General features: G+C 72.7%; 23 protein-coding genes and 1 pseudogene. 16 read left to right on the plus strand and 8 right to left on the minus strand.

The window, feature by feature from the left end; genetic code table 11:
* The first annotated feature begins 4 nt into the window (after positions 1-4).
* From ACFYOH_RS12305 to ACFYOH_RS12315, 3 genes are all read left to right on the plus strand, one after another.
* Positions 5-862: a PPK2 family polyphosphate kinase gene (locus ACFYOH_RS12305; RefSeq protein ID WP_388624347.1), complete on the plus strand. Its 858-nt coding sequence runs from the start codon at positions 5-7 to the stop codon at positions 860-862.
* A gap of 17 nt (positions 863-879) precedes the next feature.
* Entirely contained in the window at positions 880-2,403 is a 1,524-nt protein-coding gene (locus tag ACFYOH_RS12310) for an FAD-dependent oxidoreductase (RefSeq protein WP_388624350.1), read from the plus strand.
* Between the two features lie 78 nt (positions 2,404-2,481).
* Positions 2,482-3,336 (plus strand): polysaccharide deacetylase family protein, encoded by an 855-nt coding sequence (locus ACFYOH_RS12315; protein WP_388624966.1) that lies wholly within the window; start codon positions 2,482-2,484, stop codon positions 3,334-3,336.
* 64 nt (positions 3,337-3,400) lie between these two features.
* Here ACFYOH_RS12315 and ACFYOH_RS12320 read toward each other — a convergent pair whose 3' ends face one another.
* Positions 3,401-3,619: a hypothetical protein gene (locus ACFYOH_RS12320; RefSeq protein ID WP_388624353.1), complete on the minus strand. Its 219-nt coding sequence runs from the start codon at positions 3,617-3,619 to the stop codon at positions 3,401-3,403.
* 84 nt (positions 3,620-3,703) lie between these two features.
* Here ACFYOH_RS12320 and ACFYOH_RS12325 point away from each other — a divergent pair, with 84 nt between their 5' ends.
* The 5 genes from ACFYOH_RS12325 to ACFYOH_RS12345 all read left to right on the plus strand — a co-directional run bounded on the left by ACFYOH_RS12325 (position 3,704) and on the right by ACFYOH_RS12345 (position 9,583).
* On the plus strand, positions 3,704-4,438 hold the full coding sequence (locus tag ACFYOH_RS12325; protein WP_388624356.1) for a peptidyl-tRNA hydrolase: 735 nt from the start codon (positions 3,704-3,706) through the stop codon (positions 4,436-4,438).
* Positions 4,439-4,545: 107 nt separating this feature from the next.
* Entirely contained in the window at positions 4,546-5,862 is a 1,317-nt protein-coding gene (locus ACFYOH_RS12330; RefSeq protein ID WP_388624359.1) for a DUF692 domain-containing protein, read from the plus strand.
* 250 nt (positions 5,863-6,112) lie between these two features.
* Positions 6,113-6,886: a DUF4142 domain-containing protein gene (locus ACFYOH_RS12335; protein WP_388624362.1), complete on the plus strand. Its 774-nt coding sequence runs from the start codon at positions 6,113-6,115 to the stop codon at positions 6,884-6,886.
* 105 nt (positions 6,887-6,991) lie between these two features.
* Complete coding sequence (locus tag ACFYOH_RS12340; RefSeq protein WP_388624365.1) at positions 6,992-7,771, plus strand: TIGR04222 domain-containing membrane protein; 780 nt, start codon at positions 6,992-6,994, stop codon at positions 7,769-7,771.
* Positions 7,772-7,942: 171 nt separating this feature from the next.
* Entirely contained in the window at positions 7,943-9,583 is a 1,641-nt protein-coding gene (locus ACFYOH_RS12345; protein WP_388624368.1) for an alpha/beta hydrolase, read from the plus strand.
* Between the two features lie 11 nt (positions 9,584-9,594).
* Here ACFYOH_RS12345 and hemQ read toward each other — a convergent pair whose 3' ends face one another.
* Both hemQ and hemG read right to left on the minus strand, forming a co-directional pair.
* Positions 9,595-10,326, minus strand: a complete 732-nt coding sequence (gene hemQ, locus ACFYOH_RS12350) for a hydrogen peroxide-dependent heme synthase (protein WP_388624371.1) — start codon at positions 10,324-10,326, stop codon at positions 9,595-9,597.
* Positions 10,327-10,331: 5 nt separating this feature from the next.
* Positions 10,332-11,855, minus strand: coding sequence for a protoporphyrinogen oxidase (gene hemG / locus ACFYOH_RS12355; RefSeq protein WP_388624373.1), 1,524 nt, complete (start codon positions 11,853-11,855; stop codon positions 10,332-10,334).
* Between the two features lie 140 nt (positions 11,856-11,995).
* Between hemG and ACFYOH_RS12360 the strand changes: the two genes are divergently transcribed.
* Together ACFYOH_RS12360 and ACFYOH_RS12365 are read left to right on the plus strand one after the other, a co-directional pair.
* Positions 11,996-12,973: a DUF4349 domain-containing protein gene (locus ACFYOH_RS12360; RefSeq protein WP_388624376.1), complete on the plus strand. Its 978-nt coding sequence runs from the start codon at positions 11,996-11,998 to the stop codon at positions 12,971-12,973.
* A gap of 27 nt (positions 12,974-13,000) precedes the next feature.
* Positions 13,001-14,395, plus strand: coding sequence for an FAD-dependent oxidoreductase (locus tag ACFYOH_RS12365; RefSeq protein WP_388624377.1), 1,395 nt, complete (start codon positions 13,001-13,003; stop codon positions 14,393-14,395).
* On the opposite strand, the gene ACFYOH_RS12370 is transcribed toward ACFYOH_RS12365, so the two are convergent.
* Positions 14,392-14,661 (minus strand): hypothetical protein, encoded by a 270-nt coding sequence (locus tag ACFYOH_RS12370; RefSeq protein ID WP_388624380.1) that lies wholly within the window; start codon positions 14,659-14,661, stop codon positions 14,392-14,394. The two genes, ACFYOH_RS12365 and ACFYOH_RS12370, sit on opposite strands and share 4 nt — an antisense overlap.
* A gap of 91 nt (positions 14,662-14,752) precedes the next feature.
* On the opposite strand from ACFYOH_RS12370, the gene ACFYOH_RS12375 reads away from it, so the two are divergent.
* Complete coding sequence (locus tag ACFYOH_RS12375) at positions 14,753-15,577, plus strand: rhomboid family intramembrane serine protease (RefSeq protein ID WP_388624381.1); 825 nt, start codon at positions 14,753-14,755, stop codon at positions 15,575-15,577.
* A gap of 10 nt (positions 15,578-15,587) precedes the next feature.
* Here ACFYOH_RS12375 and hemE read toward each other — a convergent pair whose 3' ends face one another.
* Positions 15,588-16,628: a uroporphyrinogen decarboxylase gene (gene hemE, locus ACFYOH_RS12380; RefSeq protein WP_388624968.1), complete on the minus strand. Its 1,041-nt coding sequence runs from the start codon at positions 16,626-16,628 to the stop codon at positions 15,588-15,590.
* Between the two features lie 156 nt (positions 16,629-16,784).
* Between hemE and ACFYOH_RS12385 the strand changes: the two genes are divergently transcribed.
* From ACFYOH_RS12385 to ACFYOH_RS12405, 5 genes are all read left to right on the plus strand, one after another.
* Positions 16,785-17,462 (plus strand): DUF3000 domain-containing protein, encoded by a 678-nt coding sequence (locus ACFYOH_RS12385; RefSeq protein ID WP_388624383.1) that lies wholly within the window; start codon positions 16,785-16,787, stop codon positions 17,460-17,462.
* Positions 17,463-17,742: 280 nt separating this feature from the next.
* A complete protein-coding gene (locus ACFYOH_RS12390; RefSeq protein WP_055709811.1) occupies positions 17,743-18,399 on the plus strand; it encodes a response regulator transcription factor in 657 nt (218 codons plus the stop codon).
* A gap of 182 nt (positions 18,400-18,581) precedes the next feature.
* Complete coding sequence (locus ACFYOH_RS12395) at positions 18,582-19,874, plus strand: ribonuclease D (protein WP_388624386.1); 1,293 nt, start codon at positions 18,582-18,584, stop codon at positions 19,872-19,874.
* A gap of 174 nt (positions 19,875-20,048) precedes the next feature.
* On the plus strand, positions 20,049-21,266 hold the full coding sequence (locus tag ACFYOH_RS12400) for a thiolase family protein (RefSeq protein WP_388624388.1): 1,218 nt from the start codon (positions 20,049-20,051) through the stop codon (positions 21,264-21,266).
* The gene (locus ACFYOH_RS12405; RefSeq protein ID WP_388624391.1) at positions 21,263-23,392 is read left to right on the plus strand and encodes a 3-hydroxyacyl-CoA dehydrogenase NAD-binding domain-containing protein; all 2,130 of its coding nucleotides are present in this window, start codon (positions 21,263-21,265) and stop codon (positions 23,390-23,392) included. Before ACFYOH_RS12400 ends, ACFYOH_RS12405 begins: the two co-directional genes overlap by 4 nt.
* A gap of 61 nt (positions 23,393-23,453) precedes the next feature.
* On the opposite strand, the gene ACFYOH_RS12410 is transcribed toward ACFYOH_RS12405, so the two are convergent.
* The 3 genes and pseudogenes from ACFYOH_RS12410 to ACFYOH_RS12420 all read right to left on the minus strand — a co-directional run bounded on the left by ACFYOH_RS12410 (position 23,454) and on the right by ACFYOH_RS12420 (position 25,237).
* Positions 23,454-23,846: a hypothetical protein gene (locus ACFYOH_RS12410; protein WP_388624970.1), complete on the minus strand. Its 393-nt coding sequence runs from the start codon at positions 23,844-23,846 to the stop codon at positions 23,454-23,456.
* A gap of 10 nt (positions 23,847-23,856) precedes the next feature.
* Positions 23,857-24,210 (minus strand): annotated as a pseudogene (locus ACFYOH_RS12415) (hypothetical protein); the annotation flags it as partial.
* A gap of 148 nt (positions 24,211-24,358) precedes the next feature.
* The gene (locus ACFYOH_RS12420; RefSeq protein WP_388624394.1) at positions 24,359-25,237 is read right to left on the minus strand and encodes a CapA family protein; all 879 of its coding nucleotides are present in this window, start codon (positions 25,235-25,237) and stop codon (positions 24,359-24,361) included.
* Between the last annotated feature and the right edge of the window lie 225 nt (positions 25,238-25,462).

A 25,462-nucleotide genomic window follows, 5' to 3' on the forward strand; every position in this document is an offset into this window, starting at 1 on the left:
GCCCATGGCGAAGAAGAACGGCAGGGACCTGCGGGAGGCGCTGCGTCTCCCGCCCGGTGAGCCCGTCGAACTGGACGCGTACGGCACGCGGGCCACACCCGGTGCCCCCGGTGGGAAGAGGACGGCCCTGCAGGACGCCGCGCGCACGGGAAAGCGGCTGGCCGAGTTCCAGGCGCGGTTGTGGGCGGCGAGCACGGCGGGGGACCGGCGGCGGGTGCTGGTGGTGCTCCAGGGGATGGACACCAGCGGCAAGGGCGGCACGGTCAAACACGTCATCGGCCATCTCAACCCGGCCGGCTGCCGGATCCGGGCGTTCAAGGCGCCCACCGAGGAGGAGCGGCGGCACGACTTCCTGTGGCGGGTGCGCCCGGCACTGCCCCGGCCGGGCGAGATCGGCATATTCGACCGCTCCCACTACGAGGACGTGCTCATCGCCCGGGTCCGGCATCTCGCCCGGCCCGCCGAGATCGGCAGCCGCTACGGCCTCATCAACGACTTCGAGCGGTCCCTCGCCGAGGACGGCGTGACCGTGATCAAGTGCTTTCTGCACATCTCCCGCGAGGAGCAGCAGCGCCGCCTGCTGCGCCGCCTGGACCGACCGGACAAGCACTGGAAGTTCGATCCCGGCGACATCGACGAGCGCGCGCTGTGGCCCGCCTACCGGGAGGCGTACCAGCTGGCCCTGGAGCGCTGCGCGGTGCCGTACGCGCCCTGGTACGTGATCCCGGCGGACCGCAAGTGGTACCGGAACTGGGCGGTCGGCCGCCTGCTGCTGGAGCATCTGGAGGAGCTGGATCCGCGGTACCCGAAGGGCGACTTCGACGTGGCGGAGTGCCGGGAGCGGCTGCTGAAGGGGGCATAGCGGGGTACCCGGCCGCCATGCGGGAACAGCGGCAGATCACCGACTCGTACTGGCTCCGGACCGCACCGGGGCCGCCCCGTCCCCGGCTGAGCGAGGACCTGGACGTGGATGTGGCCGTCGTCGGGGCGGGCATCGCCGGGCTGAGCACCGCGTACGAACTGGTCCGGGCCGGGCTGCGGGTGGCGGTGCTGGAGGCCGGGCGGGCGGCGGCCGGGGTCACCGGACACACCACGGCCAAGCTGACCGCCCAGCACACCCTCGTCTACGACCGGCTGCGGCGCACCCGCGGACCCGAGGGGGCGCGGCTGTACGCCCGCTCGCAGTCGGAGGCGATCGAGCACGCGGCGGCGCTGGTGGCCGAGCTGGGCATCGGCTGCGAGTGGGAGACCCGGGACGCGTACACGTATGTGCGGGACCGGTCGCGCGTGGACGAGGTGCGGGCGGAGGCGCAGGCGGCGCGGGAGGCGGGGCTGCCGGCCGCGTTCACCACGGAGACCGGGCTGCCGTTCCCGGTGGCGGGCGCGGTCCGGGTGACCGGACAGGCGCAGTTCCATCCGGTCAGGTATCTGCGGGCGATCACCGACGATCTCGTGGCGCGCGGCGGTCAGCTGTACGAGCGGACCCGGGTCGTCGGGCTGCAGGAGGGCGGAGTGCCGTGCCGTCTGACCACCGAGGCGGGCCACACGGTCACGGCGCGGGACGTCGTGATCGCCACCCACTACCCGGTGTTCGACCGGGCGCTGCTGTTCGCCCGGCTCGCCCCGCGCCGGGAACTGGTGGTGGCGGGCCCGCTGGGCGCGGGCCCCGACCCGGAGGGCATGTACATCACGCCGGAGGAGAACACCCGCTCGGTGCGCACGGCGCCGTACGGCGCGAACGGGCAGCGGCTGCTGGTCGTCACCGGGGAGCACTTCACGCCCGGCACCGGCGACGTGCGGGCCGGCTTCGACGGACTCGCCGCCTGGGCCGAGGAGCACTTCCCGGGTGTGGCCCTGGACCACGCCTGGGCCACGCAGGACAACGACTCCACCGACACCGTGCCGCTGGTCGGCACCTTCCACCCGGGCGCCCGGCACACCTACGTCGCCACCGGCTTCGGCGGCTGGGGCCTGAGCGGCGGCATCATGGCCGGGCTGCTGCTGACCTCGCTGATCACCGGGCGGGACTGCGCCTGGCGCGAGCTGTACGACCCGCGGCGGCTGAAGCCGGTGGTGCGCGAGGTGCCGTCGCTGCTGAAGACACAGGCGGAGGTGGCCCGGCACTTCGTCGGCGACCGGCTGAGGCCACCGGCCTCGGTGGACGGCCTGGCGCCCGGCGACGGGGCGGTGGTGCGGGCGGACGGCGGCCGGCTCGCGGTGCACCGGGACGACGAGGGCGCCCTGCACGCGGTGTCGGCCCGGTGCACCCACCTCGGCTGTCTGGTCGCCTTCAACCGGTCCGAACGCGCCTGGGAGTGCCCGTGCCACGGCTCGCGCTTCGACGTCGACGGCGCGGTGCTCCAGGGCCCGGCGGTGCGGCCGCTGGAACAGCGGCAGATCTGAGGGCCGCCGCGCGGGTGACCGTAATGCCGCGCCATGGAACATATCGCCATACAAGCGGTCATCGAGGCCTACGTTCATATGGTGACCACTCGACTACGCCGTATCAGCGCCCTCAGTGCCCTGGGCCTGGCCCTCGCCGCCTGCGGTACGGCGAGCCACCCGGACGGTGTCCACCGGACCCCGGCCAGGCCGTCCGTCGCCGCCCCGTCCGCCTCGCGGCCGCCCGTGCTGGCCCCGGGTCCCGGCGGCCTGACCCCGGTCTTCGAGCACGGCCCGCGCACCCTGGGCAAGACCGTCGCGCTGACCTTCGACGCCGACATGACCGCCGACCAGGGGCCCCGCGCCGCCGCCGGCGAGCACTTCGACAACCCGGACCTCATCGGCACCCTGCGCGCGCTGAAGGTGCCGGCGACGATCTTCATGACCGGCCGCTGGGCAGACCAGTACCCGACCGAGGCCAGCAGCCTCGGCCACGACCCGCAGTTCGAGGTCGCCAACCACTCCTACAGCCACTACGCGTTCACGGCCGACTGCTACGGCCTGTCCGCCGTCGCCCCCGACAAGATGCGCTCGGAGGTGGAGCGGGCGTACGCCTCTCTGCGCAAGGCGGGCGTGCCACACGCGCTGCCGTACTTCCGCTTCCCCGGCGGCTGTTACGACCGGCGGGCGCTGCGCGCGCTGAGCGGGCTCGGGGTGACCGCGATCCAGTGGGACGTGCTGAGCGGCGACGCGTTCGCCACCGACGCCGACGCCGTCACCAAGCAGGTGCTGGACGGGGTGAAGCCCGGCTCGGTGGTCGTCATGCACTGCACCCGCAGCGCCGCCCCGACCACCGAGCGGGTCGTCCGCGCGGTCGTACCGGAACTGCGCGGGCGCGGCTACCGGTTCGTGAAGGTCTCCGAGCTGATCGGCGAGGCCGGCGGGCACCGCTGACGGACCTCCGGAGCCCGCCGGGCCGCCGTGTGCCATGGGCGCCGGCTCGGGGTGACCGGCTCGCTCAGGGGGACCGCCGGGCGGCGAGCAGGCCGGCCAGGGCGAAGGCCACGGCCGTGAGCAGGGCCGCCGCGGACAGCGGCAGCAGCGGCACCGGCGTGCGGCCGGTCTGCGAACCGGTGACCGTTCCGGGGGTGACGGTGAGGTCGACGCCTCTTGACACCCAGGGGCCGCGGAGGCCGTAGCGGCGGCCTACGGCGGTCAGTCGCAGGTCACGTTGCATGCGGACATTCCGGTCCGGTCCCGGCCCCGGGCTTGGTCAGCTTGCCGGTCGGACAAAACCGGCCGCCCCTTAAGGTTGGCTGGTGTGAGCCATGTTTCAGCCTCCACCGGAGACAGCCCCTTCCAGTCCGAGCGCAATCCGCGCGACGAGGCGCCCCAGTTCGTGCTGCCCCTCGTCGTACGGATCGAGAAGAGCGCGCCCCCGGCGCGTACCGACGCGCTGGAGACGGCCGCTCGGGCGGTGCTGGTGCTGCTCGGGGACGAGCGGGCGCACGGGGACGGCGCGTGGGCCGAGGCGGTGCGGAGCTGGGAGGACGCACGGATCCGCAAGGTCGTGCGGCGGGCCCGGGGCGCCGAGTGGCGGCGGGCCGAGGCGCTGCCGGGGATCACGGTGACCGGCAAGTCCGCGCAGGTACGGGTGTTCCCACCGGTCCCGCTCGACGGCTGGCCCAAGGACCTGGCCAAGCTCCAGGTGTCCGGCACCGAGCTGGACGACCCGGAGCCGCCCGTCGCCGCCGACCCGGCCCTGCCCGTGCTGTGGCTGAACCCGGAGCTGGAGATGTCGGCCGGGAAGGCGATGGCGCAGGCCGGGCACGGTGCGCAACTGGCCTGGTGGGCGCTGTCCGACGCCGAGCGCACCGCCTGGCGGGACGCGGGCTGGGCACTGGCCGTCCGTACGGCCGACCCCGCCGACTGGGCACGGCTGGCCGGCAGCGGCCTGCCGACGGTGCGGGACGCCGGCTTCACGGAGATCGCCCCGGGCAGCTGCACGGTCGTCGCCGACCATCCGGCGCTGCCGACCGCACCCGACCGGCGCTGAAGCTCAAATGTTGCTCTGAACACGGCACGGAGGAGGTTCGGGTCCGGGCGCCGGGGCCATACCCCCGTCATTCGACGGCGGGGTTGGCTCGACGGAGGGGAGGCGCCATGCGGCGACTGGGCACGGGGATCGGCTGGCGGCCGGAGATCGCGGACGCCGTGGAGCACATGCCGGGCATCGACTGGGTGGAGGTCGTGGCGGAGAACGTCTGCCCCGGGCACCTTCCCGAGTCGCTGCTGCGGCTGCGCGAGCGCGGCGTGACCGTGGTCCCGCACGGCGTCTCCCTCGGCCTCGGCGGCGCCGACCGCCCGGAGGAGGCCCGGCTGACCGCGCTGGCGGAGCGTGCGGAGGCCCTCGGCTCGCCCCTGGTCACCGAGCACATCGCGTTCGTCCGCGCGGGCGGCCCGCTCACCGCCTCCCCGCGCCTGGAGGCCGGGCACCTGCTGCCGGTGCCGCGCACCAGGGACGCCCTGGACGTCCTCTGCGAGAACGTCCGCATCGCACAGGACGCCCTTCCGGTGCCGCTGGCCCTGGAGAACATCGCCGCACTGTTCTCCTGGCCGGGCGAGGAGCTGACCGAGGGGCAGTTCCTGTCCGAGCTGGTCGAGCGCACCGGCGTACGGCTGCTGATCGACGTGGCCAATCTGCACACCAACCACGTCAACCGGGATGAGGACCCGGCCGAGGCGCTGGCCGCGCTGCCCGTGGAGGCGATCGCCTACGTCCATGTCGCGGGCGGCTTCGAGCGGGACGGCGTCTGGCACGACAGCCACGCCCACCCCGTGCCGCGCCCGGTGCTCGACCTCCTGACCGACCTGGCCTCCCGCACCGCGCCGCCCGGCGTGCTCCTGGAACGGGACGAGAACTTCCCCGAACCGACCGAGCTGGAGGGGGAGTTGACGATGATCCGGGACGCGGTGGCGGCTGGGCGCACCCGGGCCGCCGGGAGTACGGGGACCGGTGCCGCCGGTGGCTCGGCGGGCGGAGGTGTCGCCGTCCTGGCGCGGCCTACGGTCCGTGCGCGGGAGCGGCTCGCCGTCGCCCAGGCCGCCGTGCTGTCCTCGCTGGTGGCCGGGACGCCGGTGCCCGAGGGGTTCGACCGGGTGCGGATGGGGGTGCAGGCACGGGCGCTCGCCTCGAAGCGGGCGGACGTGGTGGCGAAGGTGGCGCCCGAGCTGCCGGTGATTCTCGGCGCCGGGTACCGGGCGACGTTCCTGGACTACGCCCGGGTGCGGCCGATGACCGGGGGCTACCGACGCGACGCCCTTGATTTCGCCGGGCACTTGCTGAAAGTGAACCGACCGGAGGACCCGGGGGCTCGCCGACGGCTCCGTGCATGGTGGCTGGACCGGGCGGGTCCGGCACCGAGGTCGGGCGGACGGGTGGCCCGGGCGGCGCGGAGGGTGCTGCCGCGCAGGGCGTGACTGCCTCCAGCTACGGCGCGAGTGCAGGTGCGGCGACGGCAACTGTCCAGGGGCGCGGGGCCGTATCGATGTGCGGCTCCGCCGCATGGGCGCGACCAGTCACGACGCACCCGCGGTCGCCAACGCGCCGCATCCCCGACGGCACCCATGCGCACCCCCGAGCCCGGCGGCAGCCAACCGCAGCCGAGTAATATGCCGCCCGCACCCCACCCCCCTGCACAGTCGCGTGCGGTGCGCTACAGGAGGCGTCATGCGACCCCGACCCCCCGTCAAGGGCCGAGGCATATTCAGCGGCACGGGCCTCGTCATCGCGGCCCTCGCGGCGACCGCGGCGGCGCTGCTCTACCCCCTCTGGTCGTACGCCGACCACCAGAACCCGGCGGCCGGTGCGACCGTGCTGAGCACACAGACCGTGACGACCCCCTACGGCCCCCTGTCCGCACAGGACCGGGACTTCATCACCAAGGTCCGGCTCGCGGGGCTGTGGGAGCTGCCCGCCGGCGAACTGGCGGAGCGCAAGGGCACCACGGAGGCCGTCCGCACGGCGGGCCAGCACCTGGTCGACGGGCACACCTCACTGGACGCCCATGTCCGCACCGTCGCCACCCAGCTCGGCGTACCGCTGCCCAACGAGCCGAACGCACAACAGCAGCAGTGGCTCGACACCTTGAAGACGGCACAGGGCCAGGACTTCGACCGCCGGTTCGCCGGCATCCTCCGGCTCGCCCACGGCCGGGTGTTCGCGCTGGTCGCCGAGGTCCGGGCCGGCACCCAGAACTCCCTGGTCCGCGATCTCGCCGACGACGCGAACGCGACCGTCCTGGATCACATCAAGGTGCTGGAGGCGACCGGGTACGTCGACTTCGCGGCGCTCGCGAGGGAGCTGGCCGCCTCGCCCAGCCCCGTACCGACCCCGCCCGCCGTCAACCCGAGTGCCGCGGTACCGGTCACCCCGTCGCCGGGCGAGTCGTACTCCCTGCCGCCCGCCACCACCAGCCCGCCGCCGGTGACGAGCGGCTCCTGACTGCCTGACCTGGTCGCGAAACGGAATGTCACAGGCCGCTAACACTGTGTCCGGATGATGAGCAGGGCATGGCGCCCACCCAGGCCTCTGACATAGAAACACGTCATGTTCTGGGTCCTTCTCCTGCTCCTGGCCTGGGCTTTCGCCGGTACGGCGTGCACCCGGCTGTGCCTGGCGGCCGTCCGCGCGGCAGCCCTGGACGCGGATGCCGCGACGGCGGACCGGGAGCACGATCTGACGCTGTACGAGGCGGCCTTCCTCTCCGGCGGCCCGGCCCGGGTCGCCGATGTGACGATGGTCGCCATGGCCCGCCAGCGGCGCCTGCTGCTCGCGCACACCGGCTGGGCCACCGTGGTGGACCCCCAGGGGCGCGACGAGATGGAGCAGTCCGTCATAGGGGCCATAGGTCCGGAGGGGCAGTCGCGCATCGCACCCGCGCGGGCCCGGGCGGCCGGTGCGGAGGCGGTGCGGCGGCTCGCCGACCGGCTGGTGCGCGCCGGGCTCGCCGTCCCCGACGGCAGCGGTGCGACCGTGGGCGCCGCCGTCCGCCAGGTGCGCGCCGCCGTGCCGGCCGTGGCGGTGCTCGGGGTGACCGCGCTGCTGCTGCCCATCCAGACCGGGACGCCACGGCTGCTGGTCGCACTGTGGTTCGCCCTGCCCCTCATCCTGTCCCTGAGCTGCCTGGCCATCGCCCGGTTCGAGGTGCACCCGTACTCGCGCTGGGCCTCCCCGACCGGGCAGCGGCTGCTGGGCGCCCTGGTGCGCAGGCCGGCCGGCGACGAACGGTCGTTCCTGACCTCGGTCGCCGTACGCGGGATCCGTGCGATCGGCGAGCCGCAGCTGCGCGCCGCTTTCACCCACCGCGACCAGCCCTGGCGGGAGTGAGAGCGCCCGCGGGGTCTCCCCAGGGTCGTTCCAGGGGCGCATAGGGGGCATAGGTGCCGACACCGGCCGGATGGTGCTTGCCTTCTCCGAGAACCGAACGAAATATCCCTTTTGTTGTCGCCAGGGCGTGGCGGCCCTGCCATCGCCGCCGCCGCACCGAAGGGATACGCGATGAGAGCTGCCGCCCTGTACTCGGCCGCCGGGTCCTTGCTGCTGACCACCCTGGCCGTCGCCCCGGCGGGCGGTGCGGCCGGCGCGGTCGGGGAGCCCGCCGCCACGGCCGAGCTGCGCGGCACCGAGGTGGCCGCGGCCCGCGCCCGGGCGGCCGGCATCGACTTCGGCCCGTGTTCCGCCGCCGACGTACCGGAGGCGCCCCGCAGTGTGCGGTGCGGCACGGTGACCGTCCCGCTCGACTACGCCCACCCGGACGGCACCCGGATCAAACTGACCGTCAGCCGGATCCCGGCGACGCAGAAGGACCCGCGCAACAGCAAGCGGAAGGTCCCCCGGCAGGGCGCCCTCGTCTACAACCCCGGCGGCCCCGGCGCGTCCGGCATGTACTTCCCGCTGAGCGGCGCGGTCCCGCAGTGGCAGCGGATCTCCGCCGCCTACGACCTGGTCGGCTACGCCCCGCGCGGTGTGGGCCGTTCGGCGCCGCTGTCCTGCGACGACCCGAAGCGCTTCGTCAAAACGCCCACCGCGGCGCCGGCCCACCCGACGGAGGCGTTCAAGCGGCAGCGCATCGCCGAGGCCAAGGCGTACGCGCGCGGCTGCGCCCGGCGCTCGGGGAGCAAGCTGCGCTTCTACACCTCGCTGAACAACGCCCGGGACCTCGATGTGCTGCGGGCCGCGCTGGGTGAGGACCGGCTGACCTTCGTGGGAGCGTCGTACGGCACCTACTTCGGCGCGCTGTACGCGGCCATGTTCCCCTCGCACGTACGGCGCATGGTGCTGGACTCGGCGGTGAACCCGGACCCGGCGAAGATCTGGTACCGCGACAACCTCGACCAGTCGGCCGCCTTCGAGGACCGCTGGGCGGACTTCCGGGACTGGATCGCCCGCCACGACGACGTCTACAGGCTCGGGAACACAGCGGCGAAGGTGCAGCGCAGCTACGACACCGCGGTCCGGCGCCTGGCCGCGAAGGCGGCCGGCGGGAAGGTCGGTCCCGGCCAGCTGCAGAGCGCGTTCCTGACGGCCGGGTACTACGACGACTTCTGGCCGAGCCGGGCCGAGGTGCTCTCGGCCTATCTGCACGGCAACCCGAAGCCGCTGGTCCGGCTGGCCACGCCGAGCGCGGAGACGGCCGCCGAGGCGGAGAACGGCAGCGCGGTCTACACGGCCGTGGAGTGCAACGACGCGCCCTGGCCCACGGACTGGAAGGTGTGGGACCGGGACAACACCCGGCTGGCCCGGGTGGCGCCGTTCGAGACGTGGGCCAACGCCTGGATGAACCTGCCCTGTGCGTACTGGCCGGCTCCCCGGCAGCAGCCGCTGGACGTGCGGACCGGGCCGGGTGAGCTGCCGCCGGTGCTGATCCTGGCGGCCGAGCGGGACGCGGCGGCGCCGTACCCGGGGGCGCTGGAGATGAACCGGCGGCTGGCCGGCTCGGTGCTGGTGACCGAGCGGGACGCGGGGACGCACGGGATCGGGGGCGGGCCGAACCAGTGCGTCAACGGGCACCTCGACGCGTATCTGCTGGAGGGGCGGGTTCCGGGGCGGCGCGCGTCGTGCGCGCCGCACCGGTTGCCTCCGGCGGCCGGGCCGGCGAAAGAGGCTCGGCGAGGCTCTCCGAGGGCCGGGCGGCGCTAGGAGGGCGCGGTTCAGGCCAGGCCGGCCACCAGGTCCGCGATGTCCTTGCGGCGGCCGGTGAAGAACGGGATCTCTTCGCGGACGTGCATGCGGGCCTCGGAGCCGCGCAGGTGGCGCATGAGGTCGACGATGCGGTGGAGCTCGTCGGCCTCGAAGGCCAGGATCCACTCGTAGTCGCCGAGGGAGAACGAGGCCACCGTGTTGGCGCGCACGTCCGGGTAGCCGCGGGCCATCTTGCCGTGGTCGGCGAGCATGCGGCGGCGGTCCTCATCGGGCAGCAGATACCAGTCGTAGCTGCGCACGAAGGGGTACACGCTGACGTAGTCGCGCGGGGTCTCGTCGGCGAGGAACGCCGGGATGTGCGAGCGGTTGAACTCGGCGGGGCGGTGCAGCGCCATGTTGGACCACACCGGCGCGAGGGCGCGGCCCAGCTTGGTGCGGCGGAAGCGGTTGTACGCGTCCTGCAGCTGGTCGCTGGTCTCGGCGTGCCACCAGATCATGAGGTCGGCGTCGGCGCGCAGGCCGGACAGGTCGTAGGTGCCGCGGATCGTCACGTCCTTGGCGGCGAGCTGGTCGAACAGCTCCTGGACCTCGTCGGCGTAACCCGCGCGGTCCTCCGGCAGCACGTCCTTCAGCTTGAAGACCGACCAGAGGGTGTAGCGGATGACCTCGTTGAGGTCCTTGGCCAGCTTGCCCTTGTTCGGGATCCTGCCGGACTCGGTGGTGGGGGCGTCGTCACTCATGGTCCCTATTCTCCCGCTCCGCCGTGGAGGCTCTGCACCGGGTTGGCCGCTAGCTCCCGGATTCCGCTCAGGTCGCCGCCGAGCTGGTCGACGGCCGCGTACGCGCTCGCGATGCAGGCCGGGATGCCGACGCCGTCGTACTGCGCGCCGCACACCGCGAGGCCCGGCAGCTCGGCGACGTGCGCGCGGATGCGGGCCACGCGCGCGTGGTGCCCGACCGGGTACTGCGGCAGGCCGTCGGTCCAGCGGGTGACCCGGGTTCGCAGGGGTACGGCGTCCAGGCCGGTGGCCTCGCGCAGGTCGTGCCGGGACACCTCGACGAGGGCGGCGTCGTCCCGCTGGAGGATCTCCGTCTCGCCGTGCCGGCCCACGGAGGTGCGCAGCACGAGCACGTCCGGGTCCTCCTCGGCGATCCAGCCCCATTTGCGGGAGGCGAACGTGGACGCCTTGATGGTGCGGCCGTCGACGGGGGGCACGAGGAAGCCGCTGCCCTCCGGGAGGTCGGCGTCCGCACGCCGGTAGGCGAGGGTGACCAGGGCCATCGAGGCGTACTCGACAGCGGCGAGTTCGGCCGCCGCGGCCGGGGCCTCGGCGCGCAGCAGGCCGGCGGCCGCACCGGCGGGCACGGCGACGACGACCGCGTCCGCGTGCAGCACACGGCCGCCCGCGACCACGCGCCAGACCGTGTCCGGCCGCGCCGCCGCGAAGGGCTGCGCGAGCGGCGAGCCATCGGCGCCCGCGCCGTCCGCCTCCGGCCTGTGCACCCTTCTCAGCTCCGTCACCGTGGTGCAGGTCAGGATCTCCCCGCCCCGCGCCCGCACCGACTCGGCGACCGCGAGCGGCAGGGTGCCGACTCCGCCCTCGATGCCCATGAAGACCGGCCCGGTCTGCTGGTTCGCCGCGGCCTTGGCCTGGATCTCGCGGACTGCCTCCGTGAGGGAGGTGTGGGTGCGGGCGGCCTGGAAGAGCTGGGGGACGGCCGAGCGCATCGAGATGCGGTACGCGTCGCCGGCGTACACCCCGCCGAGCAGGGGCTCGACGAGGCGGTCGACGACTTCGCGGCCGAGGCGTGCGGCCACGAACTCCCCCACGGCCACGTCGTCGCCGACCTCGGTGCGCGGTAGGTCGGCGTCGCGCTCGATGCGGGCGAGGCCCTCGTCGGAGAGCACTCCGGAGAGCGCGGCGGCGGTGCCGGGAACGCCCATCACATGGCCCTTGGGCATGGGTCGCAGGGCGCCGCGGGTCCAGATCGAGGCGGTCGCGGTGGCCGGCGGCCGGAGCCGCTCGGTCAGACCGACCTCGCGGGCGAGGGCCACGGCCTCGGGGCGGCGGGCGAGCATCGACTCGGCGCCGAGGTCGACCCGCACGCCCGCGATCTCGCCGGGGAGCAGCTTGCCGCCGACCCGGTCCGCGGCCTCCAGCACGGTCACGCGCGCGCCGCGCCCGAGCAGCCGGTGGGCGGCGGCCAGCCCGGCGACACCGGCACCGATGACGACGACATGCCCCGTGGGCGTACCCGTTGCGCTCATGCCCCCACTTTCTCAGACCCCACTGACACTCCGGCCAGGGCCCGAGGTCCCCCGCACCGGGGACCGTCGGCCGAACGTTCCGGCACGTCCGGCCGTCGTAGGAACGTCACAGGCCCGCACAGCCCTCGGGGGTACCGCCCATGCGCACAGCACGTTCCGCACGACCCGCACGTCCAACCGGGGCCCTGGCGGGGATCCTGCTCGTCGCCTCCCTCGCCCTCGCCGGGTGCGGCGGCGCCGCCGACGACAACACGGGCGGCGGCACCTCGGCGAAGTCCGCGGCGAACGGCGCCGACGTGGCCGCCGGCCCGCGCACGGCCGACGGCGCCGAGCCCGCGGCACCGAGGACACCGCGGCTCACCCAGAACGCGATCGTCCGGACCGCGTCCCTCACCCTCCAGGTGAAGGACGTGCCCAAGGCCCTGGACCAGGCCCGGACCACCGCTCAGGGCGAGGGCGGCTACGTCGGCAAGGAGAGCACGAGCCGGGACGCCGGCGGCCATGAGCACACCCGGGTGGTGCTGCGGGTGCCCAGCGCGAAGTACGACGAGGTGCTCGCCGGACTCCAGGGCACGGGCCGGCTGATCGACCGCACGGCCCAGGCGGAGGACGTCACCGACCAGGTCGTGGACGTGGACAGCCGCGTCAGGTCGCAGCGGGCCAGTGTGGACCGGATCCGCGCGCTGATGGCCCGGGCGACCAAGCTGAGCGATGTCGTCGAGCTGGAGGGCGAGTTGAGCAGCCGTCAGGCCGACCTGGAGTCGCTGCTGGCCCGGCAGGCGTCCCTGAAGGACCGCACGAGCCTCGCCACCATCACGCTGTCGCTGTCCGAGACGCCGGTGAAGAAGGCGGCCGGTGACGACTCCCCCGGTGTCGTGGACGCCCTGTCCGGTGGCTGGCACGTGTTCGTGAGCATGCTGCGCTGGATCGTCCTGGCGCTCGGCGCCGCCCTGCCGTTCGCGGTGTGCGCGGCCCTGCTGACCGTGCTGTGGCTGCGGGTCGTACGGCCCCGGCTGCCGCGCCGGCCGGAGCCCGCGCCCGCGATGACCGCGCTGGGCCCGCTGCCGTCGGCCCGCCCCGCGCCGGAGTCCGCCGAGGAGCGGCCCGGCCGGGACTGACCTGCCCGCGCCCCGTAGCGTGGTGCCATGAGCGTGCGCGGTGGGCGTGGCGGGACGGAACGACTGGTCGTGATCGGCGGGGACGCCGCGGGGATGTCCGCGGCGTCGCAGGCACGCCGGCTGAAGGGGCCCGGCGAACTGGAGATCGTGGCCTTCGAACGCGGCCACTTCACCTCCTTCTCGGCGTGCGGCATCCCCTACTGGGTTGGCGGCGACGTCCCCGAACGGGACGACCTGATCGCCCGCACCGCCGAGGAGCACCGGGCGCGCGGGATCGATCTGCGGCTGCGTACCGAGGTCACGGAGATCGACGTGGCCGGAGCGCGGGTACGCGCGCGTGACGTCGATTCCGGCGCCGAGTCCTGGACGTCGTACGACAAACTCGTCATCGCGACCGGTGCGCGGCCGGTCCGCCCGGGCCTGCCCGGCGTGGACGCCCCCGGGGTGCACGGCGTGCAGACCCTGGACGACGGCCAGGCCCTGCTGGAAACGCTGGCACGCACGCGTGGCCGCAGGGCCGTGGTCGTGGGCGCCGGCTACATCGGCGTGGAGATGGCGGAGGCGCTGATCAACCGCGGCTTCGAGGTGACGGTCGTCAACCGCGGCAAGGAGCCCATGTCGACGCTCGACGCGGACATGGGCCGCCTGGTGCACCGGGCCATGGAGGGCCTCGGCATCACCATGGTGAACGACGCCGAGGTCACCAAGATCCTCACCGGGGAGGACGGCCGGGCCCGCGCGGTGGCCACGGAGGACGCCGAGTACCCGGCGGACGTCGTCGTCCTCGGCATCGGCGTCCGTCCGGAGACCGCCCTCGCGAGGGCCGCCGGCCTCCCCCTCGGCACGCACGGCGGCCTGCTCACCGACCTCGCGATGCGGGTGCGCGGCCACCGGAACATCTGGGCGGGCGGCGACTGTGTGGAGGTGCTCAACCTGGTCTCGGGCCAGGACCAGTACGTGCCGCTCGGCACCCATGCCAACAAGCACGGCCAGGTCATCGGCACCAACGCCGGCGGCGGTTACGCCACCTTCCCGGGCGTGGTCGGCACGGCGGTCAGCAAGGTCTGCGACCTGGAGATCGCCCGCACCGGTCTGCGCGAGAAGGACGCCGACCGGGTGGGCCTGCGGTACGAGACGGTCACCATCGAGTCCACCAGCCGCGCCGGTTACTACCCGGGCGCCTCCCCGATGACGGTCAAGATGCTCGCCGAACGCCGCACGGGCCGGCTGCTCGGCGTCCAGATCGTCGGCCGGGAGGGCGCGGCGAAACGGGTCGACATCGCCGCGGTGGCGCTGACCGCGCAGATGACGGTGGAACAGATGACGGCCCTGGACCTGGGCTACGCCCCGCCCTTCTCCCCGGTGTGGGACCCGGTCCTGGTGGCGGCGAGAAAGGCGACGGCGAAGGTCCGGGTCTCCTAGGCCGTTCCGCTGATGCGGGGCAGAGCCGAGACGGCCGCCGGCGGCTGCTCCCCCGCCGGTTTCGCGTGCGTGGCGGTGGGCCGGGTCGACCGCAGCCGATAGCTGACCGCCTCGTCCAGCGTCACGGGCCGCTGCATCTGCGAAGCCAGCCGTCCGGCCTCCTGGCCGAGCCGTGCGACGTCCTCCCAGGGGAGCCGTACGACCAGGGAGATCTCCGCCTCGCCGTCGGGCAGCGCATGCATCGGAGGAATGATTCGTTCACTCATCGCCTGTCCTCACGTCGGTTGACGAGAGATACGCACACTCGTCCCGCGCCGTTCACCGATTCGCCCGCCGCATCCCGGGCACTACTTCTGTGTGGTCATCCCCGTCCATGACGTGAACCCGGTGCGCCGCACGCCCTGGGTGACGTACGCCCTCATCGCCGCGAACGTCCTGGTGTTCGTCACCACGCCCGGCATAGCCGGTTCCGTGGCCGGCGGCAGCGACCTGGCGCAGTTGTGCCATCTGCAGGCCTTCATGGACCACTACGCGGCGGTCCCCCGAGAGCTGATCCACCATCAGGTGCCCAGGCTGGTCCCGACGGGCGGCGTCGGTGTGGGCCCGCACGGCCCGGGCTGTGTCGTGGCGCCGCCGGCCTACGACAAGTCGCCGCCGCTGTCGGTCTTCACGGCCATGTTCCTGCACGGCAGCTGGCTGCACCTGCTCGGGAACATGCTCTTCCTGCTCATCTTCGGCAACAACGTCGAGGACCGGATGGGCCACATCCGCTTCTTCCTCTTCTACGTCGTCTGCGGTTACGCGGCCGGATACGGTTTCGCGCTGCTCAACGACAGCTCGGGCGACCCGCTGATCGGCGCTTCCGGTGCGATCGCGGGGGTGCTCGGCGCCTATATCGTGCTGTGGCCGAGGGCGCGGGTGTGGGTGCTCGTCCCGTTCCTGGTGTTCCTGCCGCTCCGGCTGCCCGCCTGGCTGGTGCTGGGCTTCTGGTTCCTGCTGCAGGCGGTCTACTCGTCCGGGCACGGCGTGTCCGGGGCGGGCACGGTGGCGTACGCGGCGCACGTGGTCGGATTCGTGGCCGGCATGCTGGTGGCCTGGCCGCTCAAACCCGGCACGCCACCCCCGCCGGAGCCGCGCGGCCTGCTGTTCGGCAGGCGGGCGCGGCCCCGCTACACCTGGTGAGTGGGACGCGTCAGCGGGCCGTCGCGGTGTGGACGTACTCCACGAGCCGGGTCAGCGCGTCCGGGTCGGTGTTCGGCAGCACGCCGTGGCCGAGGTTGAAGACATGGCCCTCCAGACCGGCGGCCGCGTCCAGTACCTCGCGGGCCCTGGCCTCGACGGTGTCCTTGTCGGTGAACAGGACCGTCGAGTCGAGATTGCCCTGGAGCGCCTTGCCGGGTCCGACGCGGCGCTGCGCCTCGTCCAGCGGGACGCGCCAGTCGACGCCGACCACGTCCGCGCCGGCCTCGCCCATGAGCTTCAGCAGCTCGCCGGTGCCGACACCGAAGTGGATGCGCGGGACGCCGTAGCCGGCGACGGCGTCGAAGACCTTCGCCGAGGCGGGCATGGCCGAGCGCCGGTAGTCCGCCGGGGCGAGGGCGCCGACCCAGGAGTCGAACAGCTGGACCGCGCTCGCGCCGGCCTCGATCTGCACCTTCAGGAAGGCTGCCGTGATGTCGGCCAGGCGGTCCAGCAGGTCGGCCCACAGCTCGGGGTCGCCGTACATCATCGCCTTTGCGTTCTCGTACGTGCGCGAGGGGCCGCCCTCGACGAGGTAGCTCGCGAGGGTGAAAGGCGCGCCCGCGAAACCGATCAGCGGGGTGCTGCCCAGCTCCTTGGTGAGCAGTCCGATGGCCTCGGTGACGTAGGGGACGTCCTCGGGTGTGAGGTCGCGCAGCCGGGCCAGGTCGGCGCGGGTGCGGATGGGCTCCTCGACGACCGGGCCGACGCCCGGCTTGATGTCGAGGCCGAGGCCGACGGCCTTCAGCGGGACGACGATGTCGCTGTAGTAGATCGCCGCGTCCACGTGGTGGCGGCGCACCGGCTGCAGCGTGATCTCGGTGACCAGCTCGGGCCGCATGCAGGACTCCAGCATGGGGATGCCCTCGCGCACCTTGCGGTACTCGGGCAGGGAGCGGCCGGCCTGGCGCATGAACCACACGGGGGTGTGCGGCACGGGTTCGCGCCTGCACGCCCTGAGGAAGGCGCTGTCGTACGTCGCTGTCGGCTGCATGCTGGTCTTGGTCACAGGGGCAAGTTTCGCATGCCGTCGGACGCGGTTCGCCCCTGACCGGTGGCGGCCGGGAGTCGGGGCGCTCGCCCGCAGCCACGTGCGTCGCGGTGGTGTCTTGCCCTGCACGAAGGCCCGGTTCCCCTTACTCTTCCCCGCATGGCTGCGGCTCACGGACGAATGTCGGACAGCGCTGACGGAATGGACGACGTGAAGGACACCGAGGAGGCGGACCGGCGTTCCGGAACTTCGGGGCCGCCGGCGTTCCAGGCCGCTGTCGACGCCCTGCGCAGCAGCCGGCTGCGGCCGCAGGTCGAAGTGGAGCCCACGCCCGCCCCGCAGCGGCTCGCCCCGTCCGCGTACGCGCTGGAGGCCGTGGTGGTCGACGGCGAACAGGAGCTGGCCGACGGACGCCTGGTGCTGCTGCACGACCCGGCGGGGCACGACGCCTGGCGCGGCACCTTCCGGCTGGTGACGCTGGTGCGCGCGGAGCTGGAGCCGGAGATGGCCGCCGATCCGCTGCTGCCCGAGGTCTGCTGGTCGTGGCTGACCGGGGCGCTGCAGGCGCGCGGGCTCGGCTACGGCGAGCCGAGCGGGACGATCACCCGCGCGAGTTCGCACTACTTCGGCGGGCTGGCCGAGCGACCGGCGGCCTCGCAGATCGAGATCCGGGCGTCCTGGACGCCCCGGGAGGGTCTCGGCGGCGTGCCGGACACCGCCTCCCATCTGGCCTCCTGGTGCGATCTGCTGGCCCAGGTCGCGGGGCTGCCGCCGGCCGGTCCGGGCGACACCTCGGTGGTGACGCTGCCGCAGCGCAGGGGTCCGCAGTCACGGTGAGCGCGGCCGGCGAACCGGCGCTTCATCCGCATGGGCGCCTTATTGACCATCCCTTTGTCGATACGGCCACTTTCCGACCTCGAATGGCACCCTCTCGGACCGATTCGATCTTCGGATGATCGATCGCGTGTCCGAATTGCACGGATTGTTACTCACTAGATCGTGATCATTCTCTAAAGGCGGACGACTTTGCTGCCGAAGACGACTGTGACCTTGAAAGCACGGTTCGTCCCGGCTTCCTCCCCACAAGCCGGCCCCGTCCCCCCACCCAGGAGGCCTGGTGTCCGTTCTCCTCGAGCAGCCCGCAAGCCTGGTCGCCTACCGCCCGAACAAGCCGACCGCCATGGTGGTCGTGGCCGACCCGCGCGTCCGTTCCACCGTCACCCGCCACCTGTGGGCGCTCGGCGTGCGCGATGTCATCGAAGCCTCGTCCATCGCGGAGGCTCGTCCCCGCATCGGCAACCCGCGCGACATCTGCGTCGCCGACGTCCACCTGCCCGACGGCTCCGGCCTGACCCTGCTGTCCGAGACCCGCGCCGCGGGCTGGCCCAACGGGCTGGCGCTGTCCGCCGCCGACGACATCGGCGCGGTGCGCAACGCCCTGGCCGGCGGGGTCAAGGGGTACGTCGTCACCGGCACCCGTACCAACCTCGGCCTGCCCACCCGGCCCGGCGCCGCTCCCCTCGGCGCCGCCCGGATGCACCGCCGCCCCCCGGGTGCCCCGAGCCACCCGGGCGGCTACCGCGAACTGTCCGGCCGCGAGGTCGAGGTGCTGCGACTGGTCGCGGAGGGCCAGTCGAACAAGGCGATCGGCGTGTCCATGGGCCTGTCCGCCCTGACCGTCAAGAGCCACCTCGCCCGCATCGCCCGCAAGCTGGGCACGGGCGACCGGGCCGGCATGGTGGCCGTGGCCCTGCGCACGGGGATCATCCACTGAGCCCAGCCGAGCATCCGAGCGATCATTGTCCACCGAGCCGCCCATTGAGCCGTTCAGAGCAGCGGACGGTTCACTCACGTGAACCGCACCTTTCACCGACCTGACTGGTTTGCGACCCTCCAGCGCCCGCCGACGGAACGTTCCGTCGGCGGGCGCCGTCCACACACGGATACCCTTGACAGGTGACCGACGCCCAAGAGACCGCAGCAGACAGCTCCCTGCGCATCACCGGAGGCACTCCTCCGGATGACGCCGGATCTTCTGTGATGGGGGCGCCGACACCGCTTCTCGAACCGCGCGAGGGGATTCCGCCCGTCGTCGCCGACGAGGCCTCGCTCGCCAAGGTGGTCGCCGCCTTCGCCGCGGGCTCCGGCCCGGTCGCGGTCGACGCCGAGCGGGCCTCCGGCTACCGCTACGGCCAGCGCGCCTACCTGGTGCAGCTGCGCCGCGAGGGCGCGGGGACCGCGCTGATCGACCCCGTCGCCTGCCCCGACCTGTCCGGGCTCGGCGAGGCGCTGTCCGGCGTCGAATGGGTGCTGCACGCCGCCACCCAGGACCTGCCCTGCCTGCGTGAAATAGGCATGGTCCCGGCCCGGCTCTTCGACACCGAGCTGGCCGGAAGGCTCGCCGGGTTCCCCCGGGTCGGCCTCGGCGCCATGGTCGAGAACGTGCTCGGCTTCGTCCTGGAGAAGGGCCACTCCGCCGTCGACTGGTCGACCCGGCCGCTGCCCGAGCCGTGGCTCAGGTACGCCGCGCTCGACGTGGAACTCCTCGTCGACCTGCGCGACGCCCTGGAGAAGGAGCTGGACCGGCAGGGCAAGCTGGAGTGGGCCCTGCAGGAGTTCGACGCCATCGCGGCCGCGCCGCCGGCCGAGCCGAGGAAGGACCCCTGGCGCCGCACGTCCGGGATGCACAAGGTGCGCAGGCGCCGGCAGCTCGGTGTCGTACGGGAACTGTGGGAGACGCGGGACCTGATCGCACAGCGGCGGGACGTCTCGCCGGGCAAGGTGCTCAGTGACGCCGCCATCGTGGAGGCGGCGCTCGCCCTTCCGGCCAACGTCCACGCGCTCGCGGCGCTGAACGGGTTCGGGCACCGGGTGGGGCGGCGGCAGCTGGAGCAGTGGCAGGCGGCGGTCGACCGGGCCAAGGCCCTGCCGGACTCCGCGCTGCCCCAGCCGGGCCAGCCCGTGACCGGGCCTCCGCCGCCGCGGGCCTGGGCCGACAAGGATCCCGCCGCCGCGGCCCGGCTGTCCGCGGCCCGGGCAGGGGTCACCGCTCTGGCCGAGCGGCTCAACATGCCGCAGGAGAACGTGGTGTCCCCGGACACGGTCAGGCGCATCTGCTGGGAACCACCGAAGGTGATCGACGCCGGCTCGGTGGAGACCGCACTGGCCGGATACGGGGCGCGGGCGTGGCAGGTGGAGCTGGTGACGCCGGTGCTGGTCGCCGCGCTGGCCAAGAACCAGGGTCCCTGACCGCCCTAGGGCTTGAGCGCGTTCGGCGCCCGCACGTCGAGATCAAGCCATACCGCATGCCGCGGCGGTGTGACGTTCGCCGCTCCAGCGGAGGGGACTGGGCAGCAACATTACCCATGAGTAGCATGGGCTTAAGCAAGCGCTCAGCGTCCCGCACCCTGGAGGAGAGCCATCGTGCCTCGTACCGTCAGGGACGTCGTCTTCGTCGACGGCGTCCGCACCCCGTTCGGCAAGGCGGGCCCGAAGGGCATCTACCACGAGACCCGCGCCGACGACCTCGTCGTGAAGGCGATCCGGGAGCTGCTGCGCCGCAACCCCGGTCTGGACCCGAAGAAGATCGACGAGGTCGCCATCGCCGCGACCACGCAGATCGGCGACCAGGGTCTGACCCTGGGCCGTACGGCCGGCATCCTGGCCGGGCTTCCGCAGTCCGTGCCCGGCTACTCGATCGACCGCATGTGCGCCGGCGCCCTGACCGCCGTGACGACCACCGCCGGTTCGATCGCGTTCGGTGCCTACGACGCCGTCATCGCCGGTGGTGTGGAGCACATGGGCCGCCACCCGATGGGCGAGGGCGTGGACCCGAACCCGCGGTTCGTCTCCGAGAAGCTGGTCGACGAGTCCGCCCTGTTCATGGGCATGACGGCGGAGAACCTGCACGACCGCTACCCGCACATCACCAAGCTGCGGGCCGACGAGTACGCGGTGCGCTCGCAGGAGAAGGCCGCCAAGGCGTACGCCAACGGCAAGATCCAGCAGGACCTGGTGCCGATCTCGGTGCGCCGCACCAGCCCCGAGGCCGGCGAGACCGGCTGGGGCCTGGTCACCGCCGACGAGCCGATGCGCCCGGGCACCACCCTGGAGAACCTGCAGGGCCTGAAGACGCCGTTCCGTGTGCACGGCCGGGTCACCGCCGGCAACGCGGCCGGTCTGAACGACGGCGCCACCGCCTCGATCATCGCCTCCGAGGACTTCGCCCGCGAGAACGGCCTGCCGGTCAAGATGCGGCTCGTCTCCTACGCCTTCGCGGGCGTCGAGCCGGAGGTCATGGGCTACGGCCCGATCCCGGCCACCGAGAAGGCCCTCGCCAAGGCGGGCCTCGGCATCTCCGACATCGGCCTGTTCGAGATCAACGAGGCCTTCGCCGTCCAGGTCCTGGCCTTCCTCGACCACTACGGCATCGCGGACGACGACGAGCGCGTCAACCAGTACGGCGGCGCCATCGCCTTCGGTCACCCGCTGGCCTCCTCCGGCGTCCGTCTGATGACGCAGCTGGCCCGCCAGTTCGAGGAGCAGCCGAACGTCCGCTACGGCCTGACCACCATGTGCGTCGGCTTCGGCATGGGCGCGACGGTCATCTGGGAGAACCCGCACTTCGAGGGGGACAAGTGAGCACCACCGCCGAGCTTCTGAAGCAGGCCGCGCAGCAGTTCCCCGACGAGGTCGTCACCAGTGCGCACGTACGCCACTTCGACCTGCCGTTCGGCGCCGGCCGCTTCGCGCTGATCACGCTGGACAACGGCTTCGACCACACCAAGCCGACCACCTTCGGCCCGGGCTCGCTGGCGAACCTGAACACCGCCATCGACCAGGTCGAGAAGGAGGCGGCGGACGGCGAGATCGTCGGCGTCGGCATCACCGGCAAGCCGTTCATCTTCGCGGTCGGCGCCGACCTCAAGGGCGTCGAGGTCCTCAAGGAGCACGAGCACGCGCTCGCCATCGGCAAGGGCGGCCACGACGTCTTCAAGCGTCTGGCGGGCCTGGCCGTCCCGACCTTCGCCTACTACAACGGCGCGGCGATGGGCGGCGGTGTCGAGGTCGGTCTGCACTGCACCTACCGCACGGTGTCGAAGGCCGTGCCGGCGTTCTCGCTCCCCGAGGTCTTCCTCGGCCTGGTCCCCGGCTGGGGCGGCTGCACCCTGCTGCCGAACCTGATCGGTGCCGACAAGGCCGTCTCGGTCATCATCGAGAACTCGCTGAACCAGAACAAGCAGCTGGGGGGCAAGCAGGTCTTCGAGCTCGGCATCGCCGACGCGATCTTCGAGGGCGCCGACTTCCTGGAGCAGTCGCTGCTGTGGACCGCGCAGGTCCTCAAGGGCGACGTCCAGGTCGAGCGCCCGGTGATCGACCGCGGTGAGGCCTGGGACCAGGCCGTCGAGCGGGGCCGGTTCATCGCGGACTCCAAGGTGCACGGCGCGGCCCCGGCCGCCTACCGCGCCCTCGACATCATCGCGGCCGCCAAGAACGGCGACCTGCAGCAGGGTTACGACGCCGAGGACCAGGCCCTCGCGGACCTGATCATGAGCGGCGAACTGCGCGCCGGTCTCTACGCGTTCAACCTGGTCCAGAAGCGCGGCAAGCGTCCCGCCGGCGCCCCGGACAAGAACCTGGCCCGCCCGGTCACCAAGGTCGGTGTCGTCGGCGCCGGTCTGATGGCCTCCCAGCTCGCCCTGCTCTTCCTGCGCCGCCTGGAGGTGCCGGTCGTGCTGACCGACATCGACCAGGAGCGCGTCGACAAGGGTGTGGGCTACGTCCACTCCGAGATCGACAAGCTGCTCGGCAAGGGCCGGATCAACCAGGACAAGGCCAACCGTCTCAAGGCGCTGGTCACCGGTGTGCTGGACAAGGCCGAGGGCTTCTCAGACGCGGACTTCGTCATCGAGGCCGTGTTCGAGGAGATCGGTGTCAAGCAGCAGGTGTTCGCGGAGGTCGAGGCGGTCGCCCCGGCGCACGCGATCCTCGCGACCAACACCTCCTCGCTGTCGGTGACGGAGATGGCGTCCAAGCTCAAGCACCCCGAGCGGGTCGTGGGCTTCCACTTCTTCAACCCGGTCGCGGTCCTTCCGCTGCTGGAGATCGTCCGCGGCGAGCAGACCGACGACGCGTCGCTCGCCACCGCGTTCGCCGTCGCCAAGAAGCTGAAGAAGACCGCGGTTCTCGTCAAGGACGCCCCGGCGTTCGTCGTGAACCGCATCCTGACCCGCTTCATGGGCGAGATCCAGAACGTCATCGACGAGGGCACCCCGGTCGAGGTGGCCGAGAAGGCCGTCGAGCCGCTCGGTCTGCCGATGTCCCCGCTGGTGCTGCTGGAGCTGGTCGGTCCCGCGATCGGCCTGCACGTCTCGGAGACCCTCAACCGGGCCTTCCCGGACCGCTTCACGGTCTCCCCGAACCTCAAGGCGGTCGTGGAGGCGGGCAAGCGCGGCTTCTACGTCTACGACAGCGGCAAGCCGGAGCTGGACCCGGAGGTCGCCGCGCTGCTGAAGCAGGGCGATGTCGTGCTGACCGAGGAGCAGGTCCGCGCCCGGGTCCTGGACGCGGTGGCGCAGGAGATCGGGCTCATGCTCGACGAGGGCGTCGTCGCCGAGGCACAGGACATCGACCTCTGCCTCATCACCGGCGCCGGCTGGCCCTTCCACCTGGGCGGCATCACGCCGTACCTGGACCGCGAGGGCGTCTCGGAGCGCGTGAACGGCAAGAAGTTCCTGGCGCAGGGCGTGGCCAGCGTCCCGGTGTAGGGCACCGCATACGGTCATGGGATGCCCGGCACACCGACTGGTGTGCCGGGCATCGGCGCTGTCAGCCCGCGCCCTGGCGGCCGTCCTCGACATGGACGACGTGCAACTCCGTGCCGTCCAGGTCGCGCCGGGAGCGGCCGAGGATGCCGACGGCCAGGTGCGTGGGATCGTCAGGGTCGTCCAGTGGAACGAAGGTGACGACGTCCGGGTGGTGGCCGGTCACCAGCCAGCCCTCGCCGTTGTGCAGTTCCAGCACCCGGAAGTCGCCCGCGGGGCCCCCGACTCGTACCGGCCCGAACTCCCGCAGGATCTCGGTGGCTTGGGCGGCGAGGTCCCCGGCGGGCCGTTCGAGCACCACACAGGTGCCGTGCTCGAACAGCACCCACGTCTTTCCGGAGCCGGCGAGGAGAGGCCGCCAGGCGTCGATCAGAGTCTCGGTGTCCACGCCGGCCATCATGGCGCACTCAGACCTGCCGCCACGCCTCCAGGGCCAGTCCCGGCTCCGACTTGCGGCGGGTCAGCAGGAGTTGGCCGGTCGACGGAGACAACGTTGCCGCCGCCACCCGGCCGTCCGCGTCCGTGGTCAGGGACACCGTCGCGTCCACCGGCAGTCGCGGGCCCGACTCGGTCCACCAGGCGCCCGCCGACTCCGCCTCGGTGGGGTACGCGGCGAAGGCGACGCGGCCGCTCGCCGAGCGCTGGGCGAGCAGGGTGCAGGCGTGGCCGTCGAGTTCGCAGCGGACCGCCGAGACCGGGCCGGAACCGGCCGAGGGCAGCAGAGTGACCGGATTGCCACCGGGGCGCCAGGCGCACAGGTCGCACTCATGAATGCGGTCCGGGCGCGCCGATGGCAAGACTCGGCAGCCCGAAACCTCAGACAGATAAGAGGAGGTTAAGTTGCAGTAAGCCCGACGTGATCTGGGCAACATCGCGCAACCAGCGGACAATTCCCGAAGAACGCCCTGCCTATTCCGGCAGCGCCGTGAGCGGCTTCAGCCCGTCCTGGCCCGCGCCGCGGTTCAGCAGCGTGCCCTCGGTGCGCTCGAAGGCCAGCCGCAGCCGGGACCTCTGAGCGTCGGTGAGGCCGTGGTCGTCGCGGAGCGCGGCCGGCACGTCCAGCAGGCGGTAGTCCCGTACGTCGTCGTCGGTATACGCGGCGGTGCCGCCGTCCCGTACGTTCTCGGCGTCCGGCGGGATTGTCAGCAGGGTCGGCTCGAACCGCGGCTGGACGTCCCAGTGGCCCTTGCCGCGCTCGGTGAACGTGAACCAGGCGATCACGCCCTCCTCGGTCAGCCCCGTGGGCACCTCGTGCCGGGCGATCTGGTTGCCGAGGCCGTAGGAGATCCAGGTCCCGTCGACCTTCTCCATCGGCTCCACGACGTGCGCGTGATGGCCGATGACCAGGTTGATGCCGGTGTTCCGGGCGATCTGCCGGGCAAAGGAGATCTGCGAGCCCGACGGCTCCGGATGGTGCTCACGGCCCCAGTGCAGGGAGAGGATCACCACCTCGGCACCGGCCTTGCGGGCCCGCTGCTCGGCGGCCTCGATCCGGCCGAGGTCCTGCAGATTGGCCAGCCACGGCTTGTCCTTGGGGAGCTTGTGCGGCTCGTTGAAGCCGTAGGCGAAGGAGATCTGCGCGACCTCGACGCCCTTGACGTCCGTGATCAGCGGGGTGTTCGCCTCCTTCGCGGTGCGGGCGGAGCCGGTGTGCTTCAGGCCCGCGGCGTCCAGGGCGTCGAGGGTGCGCTTCACGCCGCCGTAGCCGTGGTCGAGGGTGTGGTTGGAGGCGGTGGAGCAGGTGTCGTAGCCGATGTCCTTGATGGTCTTCGCCTGCTGCGGCGGCACCTGGAAGTCCGGGAAGCCCTCGAACGGCCCCCCGCGCCGGGCCCATCACCGGCTCGAAGTGGCAGATCGCCAGGTCGGCCTTGCTGATCAGCGGCTTGATGCCGGCCATCATCGGCCCGAAGTCCAGCCCGTCCACGCCCTTGCCCGTGCGCCCCGCGTCCTTGCGCGCCTGGTCGACCAGTTCGGGGTGCATGAGGATGTGCCCGGCGGCCGCGACGGTGAAGG

The sequence above is a fragment of the Streptomyces sp. NPDC007856 genome (assembly GCF_042868225.1).
Lineage (GTDB): Bacteria > Actinomycetota > Actinomycetes > Streptomycetales > Streptomycetaceae > Streptomyces.

Coding starts and splice junctions, on each gene's coding strand:
- hemE (WP_388624968.1), bottom strand. CDS start 16,628: ATGCAGCCGACAGCGACGTACGACAGCGCCTTCCTCAGGGCGTGCAGG.
- ACFYOH_RS12305 (WP_388624347.1), top strand. CDS start 5: ATGGCGAAGAAGAACGGCAGGGACCTGCGGGAGGCGCTGCGTCTCCCG.
- hemG (WP_388624373.1), bottom strand. CDS start 11,855: ATGAGCGCAACGGGTACGCCCACGGGGCATGTCGTCGTCATCGGTGCC.
- ACFYOH_RS12365 (WP_388624377.1), top strand. CDS start 13,001: ATGAGCGTGCGCGGTGGGCGTGGCGGGACGGAACGACTGGTCGTGATC.
- ACFYOH_RS12330 (WP_388624359.1), top strand. CDS start 4,546: ATGCGGCGACTGGGCACGGGGATCGGCTGGCGGCCGGAGATCGCGGAC.
- ACFYOH_RS12410 (WP_388624970.1), bottom strand. CDS start 23,846: ATGGCCGGCGTGGACACCGAGACTCTGATCGACGCCTGGCGGCCTCTC.
- ACFYOH_RS12360 (WP_388624376.1), top strand. CDS start 11,996: ATGCGCACAGCACGTTCCGCACGACCCGCACGTCCAACCGGGGCCCTG.
- ACFYOH_RS12370 (WP_388624380.1), bottom strand. CDS start 14,661: ATGAGTGAACGAATCATTCCTCCGATGCATGCGCTGCCCGACGGCGAG.
- ACFYOH_RS12385 (WP_388624383.1), top strand. CDS start 16,785: ATGGCTGCGGCTCACGGACGAATGTCGGACAGCGCTGACGGAATGGAC.
- ACFYOH_RS12340 (WP_388624365.1), top strand. CDS start 6,992: ATGTTCTGGGTCCTTCTCCTGCTCCTGGCCTGGGCTTTCGCCGGTACG.
- hemQ (WP_388624371.1), bottom strand. CDS start 10,326: ATGAGTGACGACGCCCCCACCACCGAGTCCGGCAGGATCCCGAACAAG.
- ACFYOH_RS12315 (WP_388624966.1), top strand. CDS start 2,482: ATGGTGACCACTCGACTACGCCGTATCAGCGCCCTCAGTGCCCTGGGC.
- ACFYOH_RS12345 (WP_388624368.1), top strand. CDS start 7,943: ATGAGAGCTGCCGCCCTGTACTCGGCCGCCGGGTCCTTGCTGCTGACC.
- ACFYOH_RS12310 (WP_388624350.1), top strand. CDS start 880: ATGCGGGAACAGCGGCAGATCACCGACTCGTACTGGCTCCGGACCGCA.
- ACFYOH_RS12335 (WP_388624362.1), top strand. CDS start 6,113: ATGCGACCCCGACCCCCCGTCAAGGGCCGAGGCATATTCAGCGGCACG.
- ACFYOH_RS12320 (WP_388624353.1), bottom strand. CDS start 3,619: ATGCAACGTGACCTGCGACTGACCGCCGTAGGCCGCCGCTACGGCCTC.